This is a genomic window from Campylobacter sp. BCW_6463 (assembly GCF_001762785.1).
GTDB lineage: Bacteria > Campylobacterota > Campylobacteria > Campylobacterales > Campylobacteraceae > Campylobacter_D > Campylobacter_D jejuni.
In genome coordinates this window covers 1-21,313 of sequence record NZ_MJXL01000059.1, presented here as the reverse complement: position 1 = coordinate 21,313, position 21,313 = coordinate 1, and the positions used below count along the sequence as shown (strand labels likewise).

21 protein-coding genes are annotated in these 21,313 nt (G+C 29.7%); 13 read left to right on the top strand and 8 right to left on the bottom strand.

Annotated features, from left to right (window positions below):
• On the top strand, nt 1-1,323 hold a 1,323-nt coding region (locus AJ884_RS06890; protein WP_261660576.1), incomplete at its 5' end, for a Cj0814 family flagellar-dependent secreted protein.
• Nucleotides 1,324-1,381: 58 nt separating this feature from the next.
• On the opposite strand, the gene AJ884_RS06885 is transcribed toward AJ884_RS06890, so the two are convergent.
• From AJ884_RS06885 to AJ884_RS06860, 6 genes are read right to left on the bottom strand one after another with little or no spacing between them, the layout of a single operon-like run.
• On the bottom strand, nt 1,382-2,809 hold the full coding sequence (locus tag AJ884_RS06885; protein ID WP_070243600.1) for a Mur ligase family protein: 1,428 nt from the start codon (nt 2,807-2,809) through the stop codon (nt 1,382-1,384).
• On the bottom strand, nt 2,810-3,529 hold the full coding sequence (locus AJ884_RS06880; RefSeq protein WP_052949979.1) for an alpha/beta fold hydrolase: 720 nt from the start codon (nt 3,527-3,529) through the stop codon (nt 2,810-2,812).
• 1 nt (nt 3,530) lies between these two features.
• Nucleotides 3,531-3,746 carry a type II toxin-antitoxin system Phd/YefM family antitoxin gene (locus tag AJ884_RS06875; RefSeq protein WP_002852622.1) on the bottom strand — a complete coding sequence of 72 codons (216 nt, stop codon included), beginning with the start codon at nt 3,744-3,746 and terminating at the stop codon, nt 3,531-3,533.
• Between the two features lie 59 nt (nt 3,747-3,805).
• Nucleotides 3,806-4,846 (bottom strand): D-alanine--D-alanine ligase, encoded by a 1,041-nt coding sequence (locus AJ884_RS06870; RefSeq protein WP_070286521.1) that lies wholly within the window; start codon nt 4,844-4,846, stop codon nt 3,806-3,808.
• Nucleotides 4,847-4,855: 9 nt separating this feature from the next.
• Nucleotides 4,856-5,407, bottom strand: a complete 552-nt coding sequence (gene ruvA / locus AJ884_RS06865; protein WP_052949981.1) for a Holliday junction branch migration protein RuvA — start codon at nt 5,405-5,407, stop codon at nt 4,856-4,858.
• On the bottom strand, nt 5,383-7,242 hold the full coding sequence (locus tag AJ884_RS06860) for a flagellar assembly protein A (RefSeq protein WP_070286520.1): 1,860 nt from the start codon (nt 7,240-7,242) through the stop codon (nt 5,383-5,385). Before AJ884_RS06860 ends, ruvA begins: the two co-directional genes overlap by 25 nt.
• A gap of 102 nt (nt 7,243-7,344) precedes the next feature.
• On the opposite strand from AJ884_RS06860, the gene murJ reads away from it, so the two are divergent.
• Genes murJ through AJ884_RS06825 form a run of 7 tightly spaced genes read left to right on the top strand, consistent with a single transcriptional unit; the run spans nt 7,345 to nt 15,924 of the window.
• The gene (gene murJ, locus AJ884_RS06855; RefSeq protein WP_044779412.1) at nt 7,345-8,796 is read left to right on the top strand and encodes a murein biosynthesis integral membrane protein MurJ; all 1,452 of its coding nucleotides are present in this window, start codon (nt 7,345-7,347) and stop codon (nt 8,794-8,796) included.
• Nucleotides 8,796-10,184: a cysteine--tRNA ligase gene (gene cysS / locus AJ884_RS06850; protein WP_070275155.1), complete on the top strand. Its 1,389-nt coding sequence runs from the start codon at nt 8,796-8,798 to the stop codon at nt 10,182-10,184. Before murJ ends, cysS begins: the two co-directional genes overlap by 1 nt.
• A complete protein-coding gene (locus AJ884_RS06845; RefSeq protein WP_052949987.1) occupies nt 10,177-11,919 on the top strand; it encodes an ABC transporter ATP-binding protein in 1,743 nt (580 codons plus the stop codon). The genes cysS and AJ884_RS06845 overlap by 8 nt, the downstream gene beginning before the upstream one ends.
• Nucleotides 11,920-11,950: 31 nt before the next feature.
• Nucleotides 11,951-13,009, top strand: coding sequence for a quinone-dependent dihydroorotate dehydrogenase (locus tag AJ884_RS06840; RefSeq protein WP_070286519.1), 1,059 nt, complete (start codon nt 11,951-11,953; stop codon nt 13,007-13,009).
• Nucleotides 13,006-14,256 (top strand): M16 family metallopeptidase, encoded by a 1,251-nt coding sequence (locus tag AJ884_RS06835; RefSeq protein WP_070278352.1) that lies wholly within the window; start codon nt 13,006-13,008, stop codon nt 14,254-14,256. The genes AJ884_RS06840 and AJ884_RS06835 overlap by 4 nt, the downstream gene beginning before the upstream one ends.
• On the top strand, nt 14,249-15,145 hold the full coding sequence (gene dapA / locus AJ884_RS06830) for a 4-hydroxy-tetrahydrodipicolinate synthase (protein WP_070275152.1): 897 nt from the start codon (nt 14,249-14,251) through the stop codon (nt 15,143-15,145). The genes AJ884_RS06835 and dapA overlap by 8 nt, the downstream gene beginning before the upstream one ends.
• Complete coding sequence (locus tag AJ884_RS06825) at nt 15,145-15,924, top strand: enoyl-ACP reductase (protein WP_070278348.1); 780 nt, start codon at nt 15,145-15,147, stop codon at nt 15,922-15,924. Before dapA ends, AJ884_RS06825 begins: the two co-directional genes overlap by 1 nt.
• A gap of 40 nt (nt 15,925-15,964) precedes the next feature.
• Here AJ884_RS06825 and AJ884_RS06820 read toward each other — a convergent pair whose 3' ends face one another.
• A complete protein-coding gene (locus AJ884_RS06820; protein WP_070278346.1) occupies nt 15,965-16,270 on the bottom strand; it encodes a hypothetical protein in 306 nt (101 codons plus the stop codon).
• Nucleotides 16,271-16,281: 11 nt separating this feature from the next.
• Complete coding sequence (locus AJ884_RS06815) at nt 16,282-16,878, bottom strand: MBL fold metallo-hydrolase (RefSeq protein ID WP_070278344.1); 597 nt, start codon at nt 16,876-16,878, stop codon at nt 16,282-16,284.
• A gap of 73 nt (nt 16,879-16,951) precedes the next feature.
• Between AJ884_RS06815 and AJ884_RS06810 the strand changes: the two genes are divergently transcribed.
• From AJ884_RS06810 to AJ884_RS06790, 5 genes are all read left to right on the top strand, one after another.
• Entirely contained in the window at nt 16,952-17,692 is a 741-nt protein-coding gene (locus tag AJ884_RS06810; protein WP_070278342.1) for an NAD+ synthase, read from the top strand.
• A 3-nt stretch (nt 17,693-17,695) separates the two neighbouring features.
• Nucleotides 17,696-18,622 carry a tetraacyldisaccharide 4'-kinase gene (locus tag AJ884_RS06805; protein ID WP_070286518.1) on the top strand — a complete coding sequence of 309 codons (927 nt, stop codon included), beginning with the start codon at nt 17,696-17,698 and terminating at the stop codon, nt 18,620-18,622.
• On the top strand, nt 18,619-20,031 hold the full coding sequence (thrC, locus tag AJ884_RS06800; RefSeq protein ID WP_070278337.1) for a threonine synthase: 1,413 nt from the start codon (nt 18,619-18,621) through the stop codon (nt 20,029-20,031). The genes AJ884_RS06805 and thrC overlap by 4 nt, the downstream gene beginning before the upstream one ends.
• Nucleotides 20,028-20,747, top strand: a complete 720-nt coding sequence (gene kdsB, locus AJ884_RS06795; protein ID WP_070278360.1) for a 3-deoxy-manno-octulosonate cytidylyltransferase — start codon at nt 20,028-20,030, stop codon at nt 20,745-20,747. Before thrC ends, kdsB begins: the two co-directional genes overlap by 4 nt.
• Nucleotides 20,748-20,849: 102 nt before the next feature.
• The coding region (locus AJ884_RS06790) for a Cj0814 family flagellar-dependent secreted protein (RefSeq protein WP_410002264.1) at nt 20,850-21,313 on the top strand (464 nt) is incomplete at its 3' end.

Here is a 21,313-nt window from a genome sequence, read left to right as displayed (position 1 = left end):
TTTAGCATCAATGATAACTCAAACTATAATTCTATACTTTCACAAGCAAAAGCTAATAAAGAAAGTAAAGAAAATTCTAAAATAAGTTTTGCTAATGCTTTTTTAAAACAAAATGCTAGTAAATTAAATGAAATTCAAAATGCAAATTCACAAACCCTAGCAAGAAGTGAAGTATTAAATTCTACTAATACAACAAATACTAGCAATAACACTAATTTTAGTATAAGTAGTAAGACAAATTCTCCTAACTATGATATATCAAGTGAATTTAAAAACTCTATTTATACTCTAAAATACAAACAAGCAGATATAAGTAATACTTCTACTAATACAGCCTATGGTTATAGTGTAGATAAAGATGGCTATATGGGAAGTGATTTTAACAAAGCTGCAGGACTTCCTGAAGATTTTAAGATACATAAATCTACTTTGGATGAGATATATAACTTTAATGAAGCACAATATCAAGACATAAAAGAACAGCTAGGAATTTCTCGCTATTTTACCAATATCGATATGGCTGATACCATAAAACAATACTATAATCAATTTAATCAAATTGTTAATCATACTTTTAACGATACCAATAAAACAAGTTTCACTGAAGCGGATATAAATTCTATGCCCAAGGGTTATATTTCTGTTGGCTATAAAGGTTTAGATTTTTCAGATCAATCCAATCCTTATAATGCATTAGGACTAGTTAATCATTCTAACACAAAAGTAACTAATGTTTTTAAAACAGATGATGAATTTCATGAAGCTCAAGCAATACAAATGGGAATGATGGGTATTGATTTTTATCCGCAAAAATTAAATATATCAACTCAAAGTTTATCACAAGGAGCTTTAATGGAAGGTGGATTTAATCCTGATATGTCAGTTTATCCACAAAATGAAGATGGAAGTTATTCTAAAGAAGCTTTGTTTATGAGCTTTTTAAAATCAGAAGGTGGTTATATGGTTGCAGGAAAAAATACAACTATTGCACCGCAAGCAATGAATTATAATCTTAATGTTGCCAAACAAAGTATTCCAAAATACTCTAATGTAGATTTCGATGACATTATGACAGGTAAAGTTGATTTTGCAAGTTTATTAAAAGGCTATGCACAAGATGGTTGGCTTGATGCAGGTATTTATGCAATGGAAAAAGGAGTTGCTTGGCAAAATACAAGCATAGGCTATGGTGGAGCTTGGTTTGATAATCAGCTTAATCAAGCAAAAGCTAATGGTTGGAAAGCAAGTAGTGAAAGTATAAATTCTTATGTTGGATCTATAATGGATAGATTAAATAATCTTATAGGACAAACTAGGGTTTAAAGAAGTATTTGCACGAAGTCAAATTAAAAATGATGACATTTGCAAATACTTATGCGAATCACATAAAGCTAGGCGCATCGTTTGAAAAGAGTATTAAATCTCCGTTTTTTGTTTCTTTAGCCAGAGTTTGAACTAGCTGACTCTTTTCTTTAAGTATAATGGTTTTTATTTTTAACTCTTTTTTGAAAATTTCAGCATTGATTTGTGCGCTAATGATAACAAGATCAAAACACTCATTGATGATTTTAGCAAGTTTTATATTTTCTTCTTCGCTTACTTCCACTATACCAGGACTTACTAAAACTTTTCGTCCTTTATAGCTTTTACAAAGTTTATAGCTTGTGCTCATACCTTTAAAATTTCCATTAAAACCATCATCTATGATAAATTTAGGCTCTCTTGAAAGCACTTGCAAGCGATGTTCTACGGAGTTTATATTTAAAACTTGCTTTTGAATTTTTTCTAGCTTTATGCCAAGATAATGAGCGCAAAGTATACAAACACAAAGATTTTGCGCGTTAAAATTCCCTAAAATTTGACTTTTAAAATCATAGGATTTATTTTCTATATTTACCCTAAATTCTAAACCTTCAAGACTTGAATGAATAAGACTTAATTTATCATCATAAAGGCTAATGAGTTTATCTTCTTCTTTTTGGGCGCTAGAGTGTAAAAAAGCCTTTTCTAGTCTTTTGGAATTTAAGGCTTCAAGTTTGGTTGAGCGGATATTTTCAACACTTTTAAAATACTCTAAATGTGCATTGCCTATCTCTCCTACTATGCTGATGTGAGGTTGTAAAAAACGCGTGATTTCATCGATATCGCCTTTAAGTCTAGCGCCTGCTTCAGCTATGTAAATTTGAGTATCTTGGCTTAAATTGGTATTGATATCAGCAACTATACCTAGCAAGGTATTGACAGAGCGTGGTGTTTTGTAGCTTTTAAAGTCATCTTTTAAAAGTTCGTATAGAAAATTTTTAATACTTGTTTTTCCAAAACTTGCGGTAATGAGTATGATTTTTAAATTTTCATTGGCTCTTAGTTTGGTTTTGGCTTGTTTTTTATAATATAAATTTGTAAAAAACTCATAAATTTTAAGACTCAATAAAGCAAAAGGAAGGCTAAAAAGATTGAAAAGAAAAGAAAAACGCAAAGCAAGTATAGCAAAAATAGCATTATAAACAAAAACAAAAACAAAAAACCATTTAACCTTGCTTGTAAAAACAAGCTTTTTATCTATACCTTTGTTCCAAAAATACAAAATCGGAGTATGGATCAATGCAAAATATGCCAAAGAGTATAAAGGAAAAGCTAAGAATAAAAAATAAGGAATAAATAAAAAATACAAATGCCACAAAGGTTTATGATAATGAAAAAACACGCGTTTAAATTTATAAGAATACCATTGTAAAGCACTCATAAGATAAAAAGCTATACAAAAATTAAAAAATAAAGAATTAATAAAATAAAGAGTATTGATAAGCATTTAAATTTCCTTAATTTTTTGAGCTATGAAAGCAGAATGTTTTAAAAAGAAAAAATGATCCCCCTCTAAAGGATAAAAAGTGCTATTTTTTAAAAATTGATGCATTTTCTCGCCACAATATAAAGGCGTAGCTTCATCGCTTTTTCCCCAAAAAATCAAACTTTTAGCCTTTTGCTTGGCAAAAATTTCACTAAAATCCTCATCAACAACCTTTTTAAAGGTTTCATACATCATAGGACTAAGATTTGCTCCATCTTTACTAGCAAAATAGCGATAAAATTTTCCCAAACCAAAGAGTTTTAAAATTTTAAAAATACGGATTTTAAAACGCACTTTTAGGGATTTTTTAGCCAAAATTCCCGCACTTGAAAGTAAGATTAGGATGTCTTTTTCTTTTGCGAGTAGGGTACTTACTTTTCCGCCAAAAGAATGCCCCATGAAAAAACAGATATTGAGTTTTTTTTGTTTTAAAAAAAGTTCTGTGATATTGGCATAATCTTGAGTGTTTAAAATTTCTTCCACACTTGAATTTCCAAAACCTGCTAAATCCATATAAATTTGACAAAAATCTTTTAAAAAAGGACAAAAACTTTGCTTCATAAGTTCTTTATCAGCTCCCCAGCCGTGTAAGATAAGTATTTGCGGTAAGGAAAGATCACCTAAAATTTCATAAGAAATTTGATAAGTTTTGTTTTTATAAGAAAGTTGAGTTTGAGCCATTTTAAGCCTTTTGATTTTTGTAGATATTTTCTAAAAGTTGCATGGCGTTTTGTAAGCGTTCAAATTCCTTCATACTAAGCATTACAGCTTCAAATTTGTTATTTTTTAAAATAACTATTTTTCCACTTTCACTTTTTTTGAGTTTTTCCATAATGGGGCTAAAATTTCTTACCACCTCGGTGGCAGTGTAAATTTCATCTTGTTTAAAAGAGAGCATTTTTCTTCCTAAAATACGCTAAATTTTATGTATAATTTAGCGTATTTTGACTTAAAAGCTTATAATTTTCCTTTTTGTCCGTTGATGGAGTGAAGGAAGTTGTAGTTGATTTTTATCATTTTTTCAAGTGAAATTTGATCAGCTAAAGCGTTTAAAGTGGTATTAAAATCTTTAAAAAGATAATTAGCCAAAGAACCAGGATTTGGGTTGATTTCATTTAAATATACTTCATTATCCAGTATAAAAAAATCGCAGCGTATTAAAGCACCTTTAAACAAAGGATTGTAAATCTTTTTAAAGCTATCTTTGAGTTTTTCTTTTAATTCTTCGCTTAAATCCGCTTCTATAAGCTCATTGTGTCCTGAAAAGCTAAGATATTTTTGTTCAAAGTCTAAAAATTCTTTTTTCTTTGGCTCTTCTATGATGGAAAAAACAAACCCATCATTGATCATACATCCTGCAAGATTGTATTCTTTGATATTGTTTTTAAATTCTTCTACTACAAGATCATTATCAAATTCAAAACCTACATCTTTGGCGTATTCTAAATCTTTTTCATCTTTTACTATGCTAATACCTATACTACTTCCAAGTCTTGCAGGTTTGATAATGCAAGGAAAACTAAGCTTTTCTTTAGAGTTTTGATTTTTTCTTAGCATGGTATAATCAAGTGTTTTTACTCCAACGCTTTTGGCATAAAGTTTGGTAAGTTCTTTGTTAAAAGATAATACACTAGCTTCAAGCCTAGGTCCTATAAATTTAATAGAATAAAACTCAAATAAAGCCGCAATTTTTCCATCTTCTCCATCTCTACCATGGATAAGATTGATCACGCATTCGCACTCTAGTTTATTTTCTTTTAAAAAACCTTTGCTAAAAAAACCTCCTTGTTTGATGAAGAGTTCTTTTTCTTTTTTATAAGCTTTAGTGCTAAAAGTTTTAGAATTCATTTTTTCACTTGGAATATGATAAAATCTTCTTTCTTCATCGCAAAAAATAAATTCTAAATTTTGATTGATAACTTTTTTAAGCACTACAGCACTTACTATACTGATCTCATGTTCATAAGAATTTCCGCCAAAAAGTATTGCAAATTTCATTTTATTCCTTTATCCTAGTTTTTTAAGAGCTTCTTTGATGAGTTCGCTTGTGCTTGTTGCTTGAGCACTTGCTAAAACACTTATGATTTTTTCTTGTTTAAAGCCTAGAGTAAGAAGTGCGGCTAAGGCTTCGCTTTTATCATCGCTTACACTTTCAAGTTTGGTTTTTGTGTCAGAAAGTTCTACTATAATGCGTTTTGCACTTTTTGGACCTATGCCAGGTACTTTTTTAAGCACGCTTTCATCGCCCAAACTTAACGCTTTGTAAAAAGAATTTACATCAAGACTAGAGCATACCGCCATAGCAGTATTTGCACCCACTCCATTGACTTTTAAAAGCATTTCAAACATTTTTTGTTCATCTTTATCCAAAAAGCCATAAAATTTATTAGAATCTTCTTTGATGATTTGAGTGATAAAAAACTCATGCTTTTCTTGGGTTTGAATTTTAGCAGAACAAAAAAGAGAAATAAATATCCCATAGCTTAAACCACTAGCACATTTAACAATGATAAAAGTAGGTTCTTTTTTTGTGATTATTCCTTCGATGCCGACAACCATGCTATATCCTTTTCTTCATAATCTAATTTTTTATGTATTTCTATACTTTCTTGGTTGTTTTGTATGACTTTTTTAATACCTATAAATTTAGCACTTTCATTAATAAATGAAGAGTAAAAAATATCTTCTTTAGGCTCTAGAAGTGAAAATTTGATCTCATTCATATCAGTCCATTTGCCACTTTTATTTATAAAAGTTGCTTCAAAAAGCATTTTTTGTAAATTGATTAATTCTAATTGTAAAGATTTTTTGCGTTCAAGAAGTTCTTTTTCTTCATTTTGTAGTTTATTTAATTCAAGATTTTGTAAAGAGAAATCTTTTAGAGCTTTTTCGTATTGTACAGGAACATTTTGACCTTGATTTTTAAGTTCTGCTATCTTTTTTTCAACGCTTAAAATTCCATTTTTGCTTGATAAAATGTATTGTCTTATTTTATTTATTTTATGATTTAACTTAGAAATTTGCTCTCCTAAAATCGCAAATTCTTCATCATAATTTTTATCAAGAGTTTTAATTTTGGCATGAAATTTATTGTTATCCCCGTTGATGCGTTCTATTGTAGTGTTTTCAAAAAACACACAAGAATTATTACTTTCTAAATTTTCTATATAGATTTTATCAGCTTGTATATTTCCACCTAAACTTTTTTTAATTCTCACTTCTTTGGCTTTGATTGTTCCCCCTTCGAGCAAATCTATATTTAAAATTTCGGCTTCTGCAAATCCTCTATGAGTTTTTATATAGGCTTGTTTGGCTTGAATTTTGGCTTTAGAGTGTGTAGTGCCTTCAATTTTCATTTTAGTGGCATTAAGTTGAGTGTTGCTTCCTATGCTTCCGACTACATTTAATTCTTCACATTCTATCCCAACGCCAGAATTTACAGCATCTTTTACTTCTGAAAGAAATTTTATATTGATTTTGACATTTTTGTCTAGTCCAGCTCTTATAATCCCTATATTTTTAAAATCTACCCCATTAAAATCTAGTTCATTGGCGATATCAAATTTTTCACCATCTTGTACTACATAACCTTTTTTTAAAGCTATATATTCTGTGTATTCATCTTGCTCTACTTGTTTAAAAGCCGAAGAACAAGAAAAATTAACTTTATTTTCATTTGCGGCTAAAACTTTTAAGGTGTGTAAATTTAAGTCTTTTCCTTCTTTACCTTGTTTAAATTTGGTGTGTTTTAAAACAACTTCATTTTCATCAACAGCAATAATACCTGAGCGTTTTTCATCGATAGTGTAGTTTTTGGTTTTTTCTTTATAAGTTAAGATCAGAGATTCGTCTTGACTTTCTATAGGATCAATACCTTGTGCAACGGTGATTTGTATAGTTTTATTTAAAGGGGTATTTTTATGTTGGTTGCAAAAAGACATTAAATTTTTCTTAAAATCAAAAATGCGGATACCTATCAAAAATTTAAGTTTCAACATCTTTTTATAAATATTTTGCAAAAGTTCTAGTGCTAGTTTTTCATGAAAGTCTAAATTTGCAAAATCAATTTGAGCAACTATTTTGGTTAAATTTTTATTCGCAACTAGTTTGACTGCTTGAGATGCTTTGCTTTGGTTTATACCATGGAAAATTTCTATTTTGTATTCTTGCTTGATTTGAAGATCATTTTTTAAAAAAATTTCATCTTTATCAAAAAGAGTTAATTCTTTTTCAGAGATTTTTTCCCATTCTAAATCTCCAAAACGATATTGTGTAGAAAATGCCAATAAATTAAAATCAAGCTCATTTAAGTTAAGGTTTGTTCGTGAAGCTACACTTAAAAGCTCTCGAGCTGGATTTTCTGTATAGGCAATAATTTTTTCATCCAAAGCCAAAACTTTCCCCTTGTAAAAAATTAAGAATGTAATTATAGTCAATTTTTAATCAATTTTAGTTAAAATAGTTCTCTTTATATTTTGAAATCTATGAAAAATTTAATGAAGAGTTTAGTATTTAAAAATTTTATTATCAATGCTTTAGGAATTTTATTTTCAAGAATTTTAGGGCTTGCTAGAGATGTTTTAATAGCGCTTTTTTTAGGAGCAGGGCTTTATAGTGATATTTTTTTTGTGGCTTTAAAAATGCCTGCTTTTTTTAGAAGAATTTTTGCAGAAGGGGCTTTTGGACAAAGCTTTTTGCCTAATTTTGTAAAAGCGAAAAAAAAGGGAGCTTTTTGCGTTAGTGTAATGATGCAATTTAGCCTTATAGTTTTTTTATTTTGTCTTTTGGTAAGTTTTTTCTCTTCTTTTTTTACCAAGCTTTTTGCTTTTGGATTTAACGCAGATACTATAGCTTTAGCAGCTCCTTTAGTGGCGATTAATTTTTGGTATTTGTTTTTTATTTTTTTAGTTACTTTTTTAGGAGCTATTTTAAATTATAGACAAAAATTTTTCATTACCTCTTTTTCTGCGGCATTATTCAACTTAAGTATTGTTATAGCTGCTTTTTTTGTGGATAAAAATGCACCGCAAAATACACTTTATTATTTTTCTTATGCAACGGTTTTAAGTGGGGTGGCACAGCTTATTTTACATTTGCTTGTTTTAAAAAACAATCCTGTAATCCGTGCTATGGCTTTAAGTATAAAATTTAAAAAAGCCAAGGCGAAATTACAAGGTTTTTATGGCAATTTTTTTCATGGAGTTTTAGGTTCTTCTGCGACTCAATTTAGCTCATTGCTTGATACAACTATAGCTAGTTTTTTAATGAGCGGGAGTATTTCTTATCTTTATTATGCAAATCGTGTCTTCCAACTCCCCCTTGCACTTTTTGCTATCGCTCTAACTCAAGTTTCTTTTCCAAAAATTTTAAAACATTTAAAAAGTGGTCAAGAAAATTTAGCCTTAAAATTTATGCAAAGAGCATTAGCGCTTTTAAGCATTTTGCTTATTGCTTCTAGTATTGTAGGTTCTGTGTTTGCTTTGGAAATTTCAAAGCTTTTATTTGAAAGAGGAAATTTCACTCACGAAGATAGTGTGATTACGGCTTATGTTTTGATTGCTTATCTTATAGGGCTTTTACCTTTTGGTTTACAAAAGCTTTTTTCTTTGTGGCTTTATGCAAAATTTAAACAAAAAATAGCAGCTTGTATCGCGTTAAAATCTTTAATTATCAGTGCTTTATGTTCTATGGCTTTTATATTTTTGATTAAAGATGAAAGTTTAAAGGTTATTGCAGTAGCACTTTCAAGCTCTATTAGTGCTTTTTATTTGCTTGGAGCTAATATCAAAGAATTTGGTTTTAAGAAATTTTTTGCTTTAATATCTATTAAAATTTGCTTATTAGTTATAGTTGCTTTGATTGTTTTTACGATCTTGCTTATTTTGATTAAACCTTATATTTTAAGTTTTTTTATAGGAATTTTTACAAGTTTTAAAGGAGTTTTTTAATGAGATTATTAGACAGTGTAACAAAAGAGAAAATAAAACTTGATAAAAAAGATATTAGTATTTACTTATGCGGGCCTACGGTTTATGATGATGCACATTTAGGACATGCAAGAAGTGGTGTTTGTTTTGATCTTTTGCGTAGGGTTTTACTTGCTCAGGGCAATAGGGTAAAATTTGCTAGAAATTATACAGATATTGATGATAAGATTTTGAAAAAAATGGCTCAAAGTGGTCAAACTTTAGAGGAAATTACGGAATTTTATATCAAAAGTTATGAAGAGGATATGAGGGTTTTAAATGTATTAGATCCTGATTTTAAACCTCGTGCAACGCATTATATAACAGCTATGCTTGATTTGATTAAAAAGCTTGCTAAGGATGGGTTTGTTTATACTCTAGAAGATGGAATTTATTTTGATACAAGTAAAGATGAAAAATATTTAAGCCTATCAAATCGCAATTTAGAAGAAAACATCTCTCGTCTAAGTAATGAAGTGCAAAAAAGAAATGAAAGCGATTTTGTGCTTTGGAAATTTGATGAAAATTTTTACGAAAGTGAATTTGGCAAAGGGCGTCCAGGTTGGCATACTGAATGTGTTGCTATGATTGATTCTATTTTTGAAAATACTCTTGATATACATGCTGGAGGGATAGATTTGCTTTTTCCTCATCATGAAAATGAAGCTGCGCAATGTCGTTGTGGATGTAAGAGAAAATTAGCAAATGTTTGGCTTCACAATGGTTTTGTAAAAATTGATGGCGAAAAAATGAGTAAAAGTTTAAATAATAGTTTTTTTATAAAAGATGCTTTAAAAGAATTTATGGGCGAGGCTTTAAGATTTTATCTTTTGAGTTCTCATTATAGATCTCATTTTAATTATTCTTTATCGGATTTAGAAAATGCTAAAAAACGTTTAGATAAATTTTATCGCCTTAAAAAAAGATTAGATTTAGGTGAAATTTCTGATTTTGATGTTTTAAATGATATTGAAATAAAAAGTGAAATTGCTAAGCAAATTTTAGAGATTTTAAATGATGATTTAAATATTTCTAAAGCCTTAGCTCTTTTGGATGATTTTATAAGTAATGCAAATTTAGAGTTGGATAAAGAAAGCAAAAATAAAATTTTAAAACAAAATATCAAAGAAGCTTTAAGTGAGCTAGCTAAAATTTTTGGCTTTGGTTTTATGGATACAACTTTATATTTTCAATGGGGTGTAAGCAAAGAAGAACGAGAAGAAATTGAAAAGTTAATTTTAGAAAGAATTGAGGCTAAGAAAAACAAAGATTTTAACACAGCTGATGCAATAAGGGAACAATTAAGTAGTAAAAAAATCACTCTTTTAGATACTCCAAATGGAACAATTTGGGAGAAAATAAATGCATAATGAGATGAATTTAAAAGAGGTTTTAATACGCTTTAAACCCTTTTATAAAAGATATTGGAAACAATTTGCTATAGCTATTTTTGGTATGATTTTGGCAAGCGGAGGAACTGCTGGAAGTTTTTATGCTTTAGAGCCTATTTTAAATTATATTTTCGTTGAAAAAAATGAAGCTTTACTTTATACAGTGCCTTTTTTGCTAGTATTGATGTATTTTTTTAAAAATCTTGGAACTTATTTGCAAAGTTTTTATGTTTCTTTTATAGGAACAGATATGTTAAGAGTATTGCGTGCTAGGGTCTTAAAAAATATTTTACGCTTGGATATGGATTTTTTTAAACGCTATAGAAGTGGAGAGCTTGTAAGTCGTTGTACTAATGATATTAATGCGCTTCAAAGCATAGTATCAAACATTATTCCTGATTTTTTTAGAGAGCTTTTAACTGCTATAGGACTGCTTTCGGTAGTCTTGTATCAAAGTCCTACTTTGGCTTTTTTTGCTTTAGTGATTTTGCCTTTAGCTATTTTCCCTTTGGTGTGGTTTGCTAAAAAACTTAAAAAATATGCAAGAAATATACAAGAGACAAATTCGGATTTACTTTCTTATTTGGGTGAAATTTTTTCAAATATTGAATTGATCAAAGCTAATGATAATGAAAAAAAAGAAAGTGATAAATTTGCCAAGCATAATGATACTTTATGTAAATTAAACCTAAAATCCGCACGTATTGATGCACTTACAAGTCCTTTAATGGATATGATGGGTTCTGTTGGGGTTGCTGTGGTGATTATTGTAGGGGGTAGAGAGGTTATCAATGGTTCTATGAGTGTGGGAAGTTTTATCAGTTTTGTTTCAGCACTTTTTGCGATATATACTCCTTTAAAGCGTCTTTCGTCTTTATATGGAAAGCTTCAAGGTGCTGTTGCGGCAAGTGAAAGAACTTTTTATTTATTGGATTTAGAACCTCAAATTAAAGGTGGAAGCAAAGAATTAAAAAACATTGAAAAAATTAGCTTTGAAAATGTTGAATTTGCTTATGAAAACCCGTATAAAAGTGTTTTAAAAGGCGTAAATTTTGATTTTGTTAAAGGGCAAATGCTTGCTCTTGTAGGGACAAGTGGGGGTGGTAAATCTTCTATTATTAATCTTTTGATGTATTTTTATGAAAAGCAAAAAGGTAAAATTTTACTCAATCAAGAAGATATTAGCACTTTTACTATAGAAAGCTTACATGCTAAAATAGGACTTGTAACGCAAAATATTTATCTTTTTAATGATAGCTTTGCTGCAAATATTGCTTATAGCGAAGAGTTAGAAGAAGAAAAAGTCGTCCAAGCTTTAAAATTGGCCAATGCCTATGAATTTGTTAAAGAAATGGGCGGGATTTGGGCTGAAGTGAAAGAACATGGTAAGAACTTAAGTGGAGGGCAAAAACAAAGAATAGCAATCGCTAGAGCTTTATACAAAAATCCTGATGTGCTTATTTTTGATGAAGCAACTTCAGCTTTGGATAATGAAAGTGAAAAAGCCATAGTTAAAACTATAGAAAATTTAAAACAAGATAGATTGATTTTAGTGGTTGCACATCGTTTAAGCACTATAGAAAATGCAGATAAAATAGTAGTATTGGATAAGGGCAAGGTATTGGCAATAGGTAAAGATGAAGAGCTTTTACAAACTTGTTCTTTGTATCAAAAATTTAAAAGCAAAGAAAAAACAAAGCCTAGCTTTAGTTAATTTTAGTTAGAATTTCAAAAAGGATTAAAAAATGGCTTATGAAATGATAAAACCTTTACTTTTTAAGTTAAACCCTGAGCATGCACACGCTTTGGTTGAATATAGCTTAAGGACTTTAAGCGCTAGTTTTCCAGGATCTTTAAGTTTTTTAGCGCATAAATATATAGTTGATGATGAGAGTTTAAGGCAAAATTTACTTGGACTTGATTTTAACAATCCTGTGGGTTTAGCAGGAGGCTTTGATAAAAATGCTACCATGATAAGACCTTTGAGTGCTTTAGGATTTGGCTTTTTGGAAGTGGGAACTTTTACCCCAAAACCTCAAGAAGGCAATGAAAAGCCACGCCTATTTAGACTTGTAAAACAAGAAAGTATACAAAATGCTATGGGTTTTAACAACGAAGGTGCTGAAAAGATTGCTTTAAGGCTTGCAAAAACTTATCCTTTTGTTTTGCCTTTAGGGGTAAATATAGGGAAAAATAAAATCACTCCAAATGACAAAGCCTTGGAGGATTATTTTACTTTGTTTAGAGATTTTAAGGATTTGTGTGATTATTTTATCGTTAATATCTCATCTCCTAATACTAAAAATTTAAGAGAGTTGCAAAATGATGATTTTTTAAATACCTTGCTTGAAGAAGCCAAAAAAATCACTTCTAAGCCTATTTTGATAAAAATTGCTCCTGATATGAAAATAGATGATGCTTTAAATTTATGTGAAAATGCCATTAAAAAAGGTGCAGATGGGTTTATATTAGCCAATACCAGTGTTGATTATAGCTTGTTAGATAATAATCGTACTTTTGGTGGTATTAGCGGAAGGCTGATTACGGAAAAAAGTGGTATTTTTTTCAAAGAAGTAGCTAAGATTCTTTTTGGTAAAACCTTGCTTATTGCAAGTGGAGGGATTGATAGTGCTGATATTGCTTATGAGCGTATTAAAAATGGGGCTAATTTGGTGCAAGTTTATACAGCTTTGATTTTTAAAGGTCCTTCTTTGGTAAAAAATATCAATCAAAATCTTATAGAGCTTTTAAGAAAAGATGGTTTTTTACATATTAGTGAAGCTGTTGGGGTAAATTTAAAATGATTGCTTATGAAAAAATTCAATTAAAAAACAAGCTTGAAGTTTATGCTTTGCCTGTAAATAAAAATAGCGATGTGATTAGCGTTGATATTTTTTATAAAGTGGGTTCAAGAAATGAGATCATGGGAAAAAGTGGCATAGCTCATATGCTAGAACATTTAAATTTTAAAAGTACTAAAAATTTAAAAGCTGGCGAATTTGATGAGATTGTTAAGGGTTTTGGTGGTGTGGATAATGCAAGCACAGGTTTTGACTATACTCATTATTATATTAAATGTGCGAAGAAAAATTTAGATAAAGCTTTAGAGCTTTTTGCAGAACTTATGGCGAATTTAAATTTAAAAGATGAAGAATTTCAGCCTGAAAGAGCAGTGGTTTTAGAAGAGCGTAGATGGAGAACAGATAATAACCCTTTGGGATATCTTTATTTTAGACTTTTTAATCACGCATTTATGTATCATCCTTATCATTGGACTCCTATAGGTTTTTTTAAGGATATAGAAAATTGGAGTATTGAGGATATTAAAGAATTTCACAGCATTTACTATCAACCTAAAAATGCGATTTTGCTTGTAAGTGGCGATATAGAAAGTAAAGAAGTTTTTGAGCTTTCAAAAAAACATTTTGAGAAGATTAAAAATACTAAGACTATACCTAAAATTCACACAAAAGAGCCTAAACAAGATGGAGCAAAAAGAATATATTTGCATAAAAACTCAGATACTGAACTATTAGCCCTTGCTTATAAAATTCCAAATTTCAAACACGAAGATATACCTGCTTTAAATGCTTTATCTGAGCTTTTAGGAAGTGGGAAAAGTTCTTTAATGAGTGAAATTTTGATTGATAAATTAAATTTAATCAATGATTATTATGCTTATGTTAATGATTGTATAGATGAAAATTTATTTATTTTTATTTGTAATTGTAACCCCAATGTTAATGCAGAAAAAGTAGAAAAAGAGCTTTTAAAAATCATTGATAAACTTAAAATGGGTAAAATTTCTCAAAAAGATTTGCAAAGAGTAAAAAATAATGTTAAAAGTGATTTTATTTTCTCACTTAACAATGCTAGTGCAGTGGCAAATATTTATGGTTCATATCTAGCAAGAGGAGATATCAATCCTTTGTTAGATTATGAGAAAGATATACAAAATTTGGAATTAAAAGATTTGATTTCTTGTGCTAAAAAATATTTTATTCAAGAAAATTCAACTACGGTAATTCTAAGAAAGGATTCAAATGGATAAAAATATTATTATTGGGGCGATGACTGCTCTTATTACACCATTTAAAAATGGAAAAGTTGATGAGCAAAGTTATGCAAGATTGATTAAAAGACAAATAGAAAATGGCATCGATGCAGTAGTTCCAGTAGGAACAACAGGAGAAAGTGCAACTTTAACTCATGAAGAACATAGAACTTGTATAGAGATAGCCGTTGAGACTTGTAAAGGAACTAAGGTTAAGGTTTTAGCAGGTGCGGGAAGTAATGCAACTCATGAGGCAGTGGATTTAGCTAAATTTGCTAAAGAACATGGTGCTGATGGGATTTTAAGTGTGGCGCCATATTATAATAAACCTACGCAACAAGGACTTTACGAGCATTATAAGGCTATTGCACAAAGTGTAGATATTCCTGTGCTTTTATATAATGTTCCAGGAAGAACAGGTTGTGAAATTTCAACAGATACTATTATCAAGCTTTTTAGAGATTGTGAAAATATTTATGGAGTAAAAGAAGCGAGTGGAAATATCGATAAGTGTGTGGATTTGCTTGCGCATGAACCTAGAATGATGCTTATTTCGGGAGAAGATGCGATCAATTATCCTATACTTTCAAATGGTGGAAAGGGAGTGATTTCAGTAACTTCAAATTTATTACCCGATATGATTAGCGCTTTAACTCATTTTGCTTTAGATGAAAATTATAAAGAAGCTAAAAAAATCAATGATGAGCTTTATAATATCAATAAAATTTTATTTTGTGAAAGTAATCCTATTCCTATTAAAACGGCTATGTATATAGCTGGATTGATAGAAAGTTTGGAGTTTAGACTTCCTCTTTGTCCTCCAAATAAGGAAAATTTTGCTAAAATTGAAGAAGTGATGAAAAAATATAAGATCAAAGGATTTTAATGAATACAGAATTTCAAGGAAAAACTTTAGTAATCAGCGGTGGAACTCGCGGGATAGGCAAAGCTATAGTTTATGAATTTGCTAAAGTGGGTGCAAATATAGCTTTTACTTATAATTCTAATGCGCAAATTGCTGATGAAATGGTGCAAGATTTGGAGAAAAATTATAAAATCAAAGCTAGAGCTTATGAATTTAATATCTTAGAACCTGAAACCTATAAAGAACTTTTTGAAAAAATTGATGTGGATTTTAATAGAGTGGATTATTTTATCTCAAATGCTATCATTTCAGGACGTGCGGTTGTAGGTGGTTATACTAAATTTATGAAGTTAAAACCAAAGGGAATTAATAACATTTTTACCGCCACAGTAAATGCTTTTGTGGTAGGAGCTCAAGAATCAGCTAAAAGGATGGAAAAAGTAGGGGGTGGAAGCATTATTTCTATTTCATCTACAGGAAATTTAGTGTATATAGAAAATTATTCAGGTCATGGTACAGCAAAAGCTGCTGTAGAAGCTATGGCAAGATATGCAGCTACTGAACTTGGAGAAAAAAATATCCGTGTAAATGTCGTAAGTGGTGGGCCTATTGAAACCGATGCTTTAAGAGCTTTTACAAATTATGAAGAAGTAAAACAGGCTACTATAAATTTAAGCCCTTTAAATCGCATGGGGCAGCCTGAAGATTTGGCTGGAGCATGTCTTTTTCTTTGTTCAAGTAAGGCAAGTTGGGTGACAGGACATACTTTCATCGTTGATGGTGGTACAACTTTTAAATAAAAATTAAGAAAAATCAATGGATTTTTCTTAAAAATATTTTTCAATCAAGCTTTAATTTCCACCCTAAAAAAACGCTTAATAATGCAAGTAAAAAAATAAAATTTAAAATCCAATTACCAAAACCTATAAAACCTATAGACAATACACTATAAAAAAATCCTCCCACAGCTGAATAAATACAAATGGTACTTAAAGATCCATTTTCTGCCATTTTTTTACATGGGCAGATTTTATAAAATTTTTTATCGTTAAATTGATTTTTCTTTTTATTTCCCAAAAATAAACCAAAAAGAGCAAAAAGATTTAAAAAAATAAAAGCATATAATAAAATTTGATCTAATTCCATTTTAATATACCTTAAAAGTATCTAAGCCAAGAGGGTAAATGGGCTTGTTCTTTTTTTAAAGTAGTCTCTTGTCCATGTCCTGGTAAAAGTTTAAAATCTTCTTTGTAAGTCATAACTTTTTCTAAGCTTTGTTTCATTAAATTTGCATCTGAATAAGGAAAATCCCATCTTCCTATGCTTCTATAAAATAAAAAATCTCCACTAAATATGATATTTTTACCTACAATTTCTATCATAGTGCAACCTGGCGTATGTCCTGGTAAAAAGTGAAATTTAAAATCAAATCCGCCTATAGAAATGATATTTTCATCATCAATCAAATAATCCGCTTTGCTAGATATAAAACCTTGATTAAAAGGATCTTCAAGCATAAAAGCATCATTTTTATGAATATAAATAGGGATTTGATAGGCTTGTTTTACTTTTTCATTATCCCAAACATGATCGTAATGTCCGTGAGTATTTAAAATCGCTAAAGGATTTTTTACATGTTTTTTGATGAAATTTAGTGCATCAAAACCAGGATCAATGATAATTTCTCCATGCTCACCAAATAAAATATAACAATTTGTCTCATAAGCTCCACAAGCTTGTTTGATAATTTGCATTTTTTGCCTCTTTAATGAAAAATTTGCCTTAAATAAATATAATTATACATTAAATTTTTAAAAGGCAAGCTTTATGGATTGGCAAAAGATAACAGAAAAAATGTGTGATTTTATACAAGAAAAAGTGAAAAATTCTCAAAGTCAAGGTGTGGTTTTGGGGCTTAGTGGCGGGATTGATTCTGCTTTAGTAGCAACGCTTTGCAAAATAGCTTTAAAAGAGAATGTTTTTGCTCTTTTAATGCCAACTCAAATTTCAAATAAAGCCAATCTCGAAGATGCTTTAAGGCTTTGTGCGGATTTAAATCTTGAATATAAAATCATAGAAATTCAAAGCATTTTAGATGCTTTTATAAAGCAAAGTGAAAATACTACTCTAGTATCGTTAGGAAATTTTGCAGCTCGCATTAGAATGAGTTTGCTTTATGATTATTCTGCTTTGAAAAATTCTTTAGTCATAGGCACTTCTAATAAAAGCGAATTACTTTTGGGTTATGGTACGATTTATGGGGATTTAGCTTGTGCTTTTAATCCTATAGGATCGCTTTATAAAAGTGAAATTTATGCCTTAGCAAAATACCTTAATTTGCATGAAAATTTTATCAAAAAAGCTCCAAGTGCGGATCTTTGGGAAAATCAAAGCGATGAGGGGGATTTAGGTTTTTCTTATGCAAAAATCGATGAAGGTTTAAAAGCCTTAGAAACTAATGACGAAAAACTTTTAAGAACGCTTGATCCTTCTTTGATTGCTATGTTAAAAAATCGCATGCAAAAAAATGCTTTTAAGGGAAAAATGCCTGAAATTTTGGAAATTTAAACAATGAGTGAAGAAAAAAATTATGAACTTTGGCTTGATAATTATTTTTTTAAGCCTAATTTTTGGCAAAAATGTCTTGCTTTTGTACTTTTACCTTTAAGTGTGCTTTATGCTTTTTTTGCGATTTTAAATACTTTTTTTCGTAAAAAAATAGTTTTTAAAAAGCCTGTTATTAGCGTTGGTAATTTAAGTTTTGGAGGTAATGGAAAAACCCCGCTTTGCAAAGCTATAGCAAGGGAATTTGATGACGTTTTTATAGTGCTTAGGGGCTATAAAAGAAAATCTAAAGGTTTGTTTGTTGTTAAAAATCAAAATGAAATTTTATGCACCTTAGCACAAAGTGGCGATGAAGCTATGGAGTATGCTTTTGAAGAAAATATCAAAGGTGTGATTGTAAGTGAAGATAGAGTAAAAGGTATTGAAAAAGCTTTTGAGTTGGGAGCTAAAATCGTTATACTTGATGATGCTTTTTCTAAATTTCATATTAAAAAATTTGATATTTTGCTTGAAAGTAAAATCAAACCTTATTTTAATTTTACCTTACCAAGTGGAGCTTATCGTTTGCCAAAATTTTATGAAAAAAGGGCTGATTTTATTGCATTAGAAGGTAGGGATTTTGTGCGTTATTCTTTTGTAAAAGAAAATCCAAAGGCTGTTTTGGTAACTGCTATTGCTAAACCTTTTAGATTGTATGAGCATTTTATCAAAGCAAGGGCTTGTTATTTTTTTAAAGATCATTATGAGTTTAAAAAAGAAGAATTAGAAAATTTGCTAAAAAAACATAATTGCGATACACTAATGCTTACTTTTAAGGATTTTGTTAAAGTTAAAGATTTTGGTTTTAAATGTCAAATTATAGAGTTAAATATAGATTTAAAAGATACACTAAAAGAACAAATTAGAACTTATATTAAGGAGTTTGAGCAATGAAATTGGTCGAGAGTAGAAATGTAAATAATGTATCAAGCTTTAAGGAAGCTTTGATTAACCCAAACGCTCCAGAAGGAGGACTTTATTCGCCTTTAAATTTACCTATTTTTGAAGGAGAAAAATATGCCAATTTATCTTATAAAGATTTTGCTTTAAAGCTTATAGAAAGTTTTGGTTTTGGCGAAGAAGAGCTTTTTAAAAAGGCTTTGAAAAGTTATGAAAGCTTTGATGATAAAAATACACCTATTTCTTTGCAAAAAATCTCTGAAAAAACCTATATTAACGAGCTTTGGCATGGGCCTACAAGAGCTTTTAAAGATATGGCTTTACAGCCTTTTGGCGTGCTTTTAAGCGAATTTTCAAAGGATAAAAATATTTTAATTATCTGTGCTACAAGTGGCGATACGGGACCTGCAACTTTAAAAAGTTTTGAAAATGCAGAAAATGTTAAAGTAGTTTGTATGTATCCAAAAGGTGGTACAAGTGGAGTTCAAGAGTTGCAAATGCGAGCTTTAGATAAGGATAATTTGAAAGTTTTTGCCATAGATGAGGATTTTGATGCAGCGCAGCACACTTTAAAAGAATTGCTTTTTTCAAAAGATTTTCAAAATGAAATTAAAGCTTTAAATTATGAGCTTTGCGCAGCAAATTCTGTAAATTTTGGACGTATTTTATTTCAGATTATTTATCATTATTATGCGAGTTTAAAACTTTTTAATGAGTTTTTAGAAGAAGTGCAAATCATCGTTCCAAGTGGAAATTTTGGCAATGCTTTAGGAGCTTTTTATGCTAAAAAAATGGGAGCTAAAATTTCAAAAATCAAAATCGCTTCAAATGCGAATAATATTTTGAGTGAATTTTTTAATCAGGGCGTTTATGATTTGCGTGAAAAAAGTCTTAAGAAGACTATTTCTCCAGCTATGGATATACTTGTTTCATCTAATATCGAAAGACTCTTATTTGCGAAATTTAAAGATAAAAGAACTAAAGAACTGATGAATTTGTTAAAAAATGAGAGATATTTTAAACTTGAAAAAGAAGAATTACAAAGTTTGCAAGAAGATTTTGAGGCGGATTTTTGCACCGATGAAGAATGTATGCAATTTATCAAACAAAGTAAGATTTTAATCGATCCACACACCGCAACTTGTTTTAAAATGCTTGATCCTTTAAAACCTAGCATTATTACCTCTACAGCAGAATGGACAAAATTTACTCCAAGTATGATAAAAGCTTTATATGATAGGGATTCTAAGAATGAAAAAGAAGATTTAAAATTTATAGCTAAAGAGTTTAATGTCCAAGTTAAAGATGAAATTTTGGCTTTATTTGACTTGAAAAATAGCGATGAAAAGGTATTTGAAGCCAAAAATATAAAAAAAGAAATTTTAGATTGGATGCAAAAATGATTATTATTCCTGCAAGATTAAAATCAAGTCGTTTTCATGAGAAAATTTTATGTGATATAGGTGGAGTGCCTATGTTTGTGGCTACTGCAAGAAGGGTAAGTAGTGTGGATGAAGTTTGTATAGCTTTAGACGATGAAAAGGTTTTAAGTATCACTAAAGAATATGGTCTAAATGCGGTTTTAACAAGCAAAGATCATGAAAGTGGTACGGATAGGATTAATGAAGCTTGTAAGAAACTATCTTTAAAAGATGATGAGATTATTATTAATGTCCAAGCTGATGAGCCTTTTATAGAATGTGAAAATTTATTAAAATTTAAAAAATTTGCAAGTTCTTGCTTGGATAAAAAAGCTTTTATGGCGAGTTGTTATAAAAAAATTACTCAAGAAGAAGCTATGGATCCTAATCTGGTTAAAGTGCTTTGCGATAAAGAAGGGTATGCCTTGTATTTTTCAAGAGTTAAAATCCCTTATGAAAGAGAAAATTACGAGGAAAGTTTTAAAGGGCATTTAGGCATTTACGCTTATAGTGTCAAAGCTTTAAGGGAGTTTTGTTCTTTATCAAGTTCTGCACTTGAAAGAGCGGAAAAGTTAGAGCAGTTAAGAGCTATAGAAAATGGTAAAAAAATCAAAATGCTTGAAATTTCAACAACAAGCATGGGGATTGATACTAAAGAAGACTATGAAAGGGCTTTAAAAATTTATTTAGAAAAATAACTCCACCCCAAAACGGAACAGATCTTGCTTATATTATTTTAATATATTTAGGTTGAAGGCAAAAAAATCTAAATCAAGGAATTAATATGAGTATCTTTTAGCATCAATGATAACTCAAACTATAATTCTATACTTTCACAAGCAAAAGCTAATAAAGAAAGTAAAGAAAATTCTAAAATAAGTTTTGCTAATGCTTTTTTAAAACAAAATGCTAGTAAATTAAATGAAATTCAAAATGCAAATTCACAAACCCTAGCAAGAAGTGAAGTATTAAATTCTACTAATACAACAAATACTAGCAATAACACTAATTTTAGTATAAGTAGTAAGACAAATTCTCCTAACTATGATATATCAAGTGAATTTAAAAACTCTATTTATACTCTAAAATACAAACAAGCAGATATAAGTAATACTTCTACTAATACAGCCTATGGTTATAGTGTAGATAAAGATGGCTATATGGGAAGTGATTTTAACAAAGCTGCAGGACTTCCTGAAGATTTTAAGATACATAAATCTACTTTGGATGAGATATATAACTTTAATGAAGCACAATATCAAGA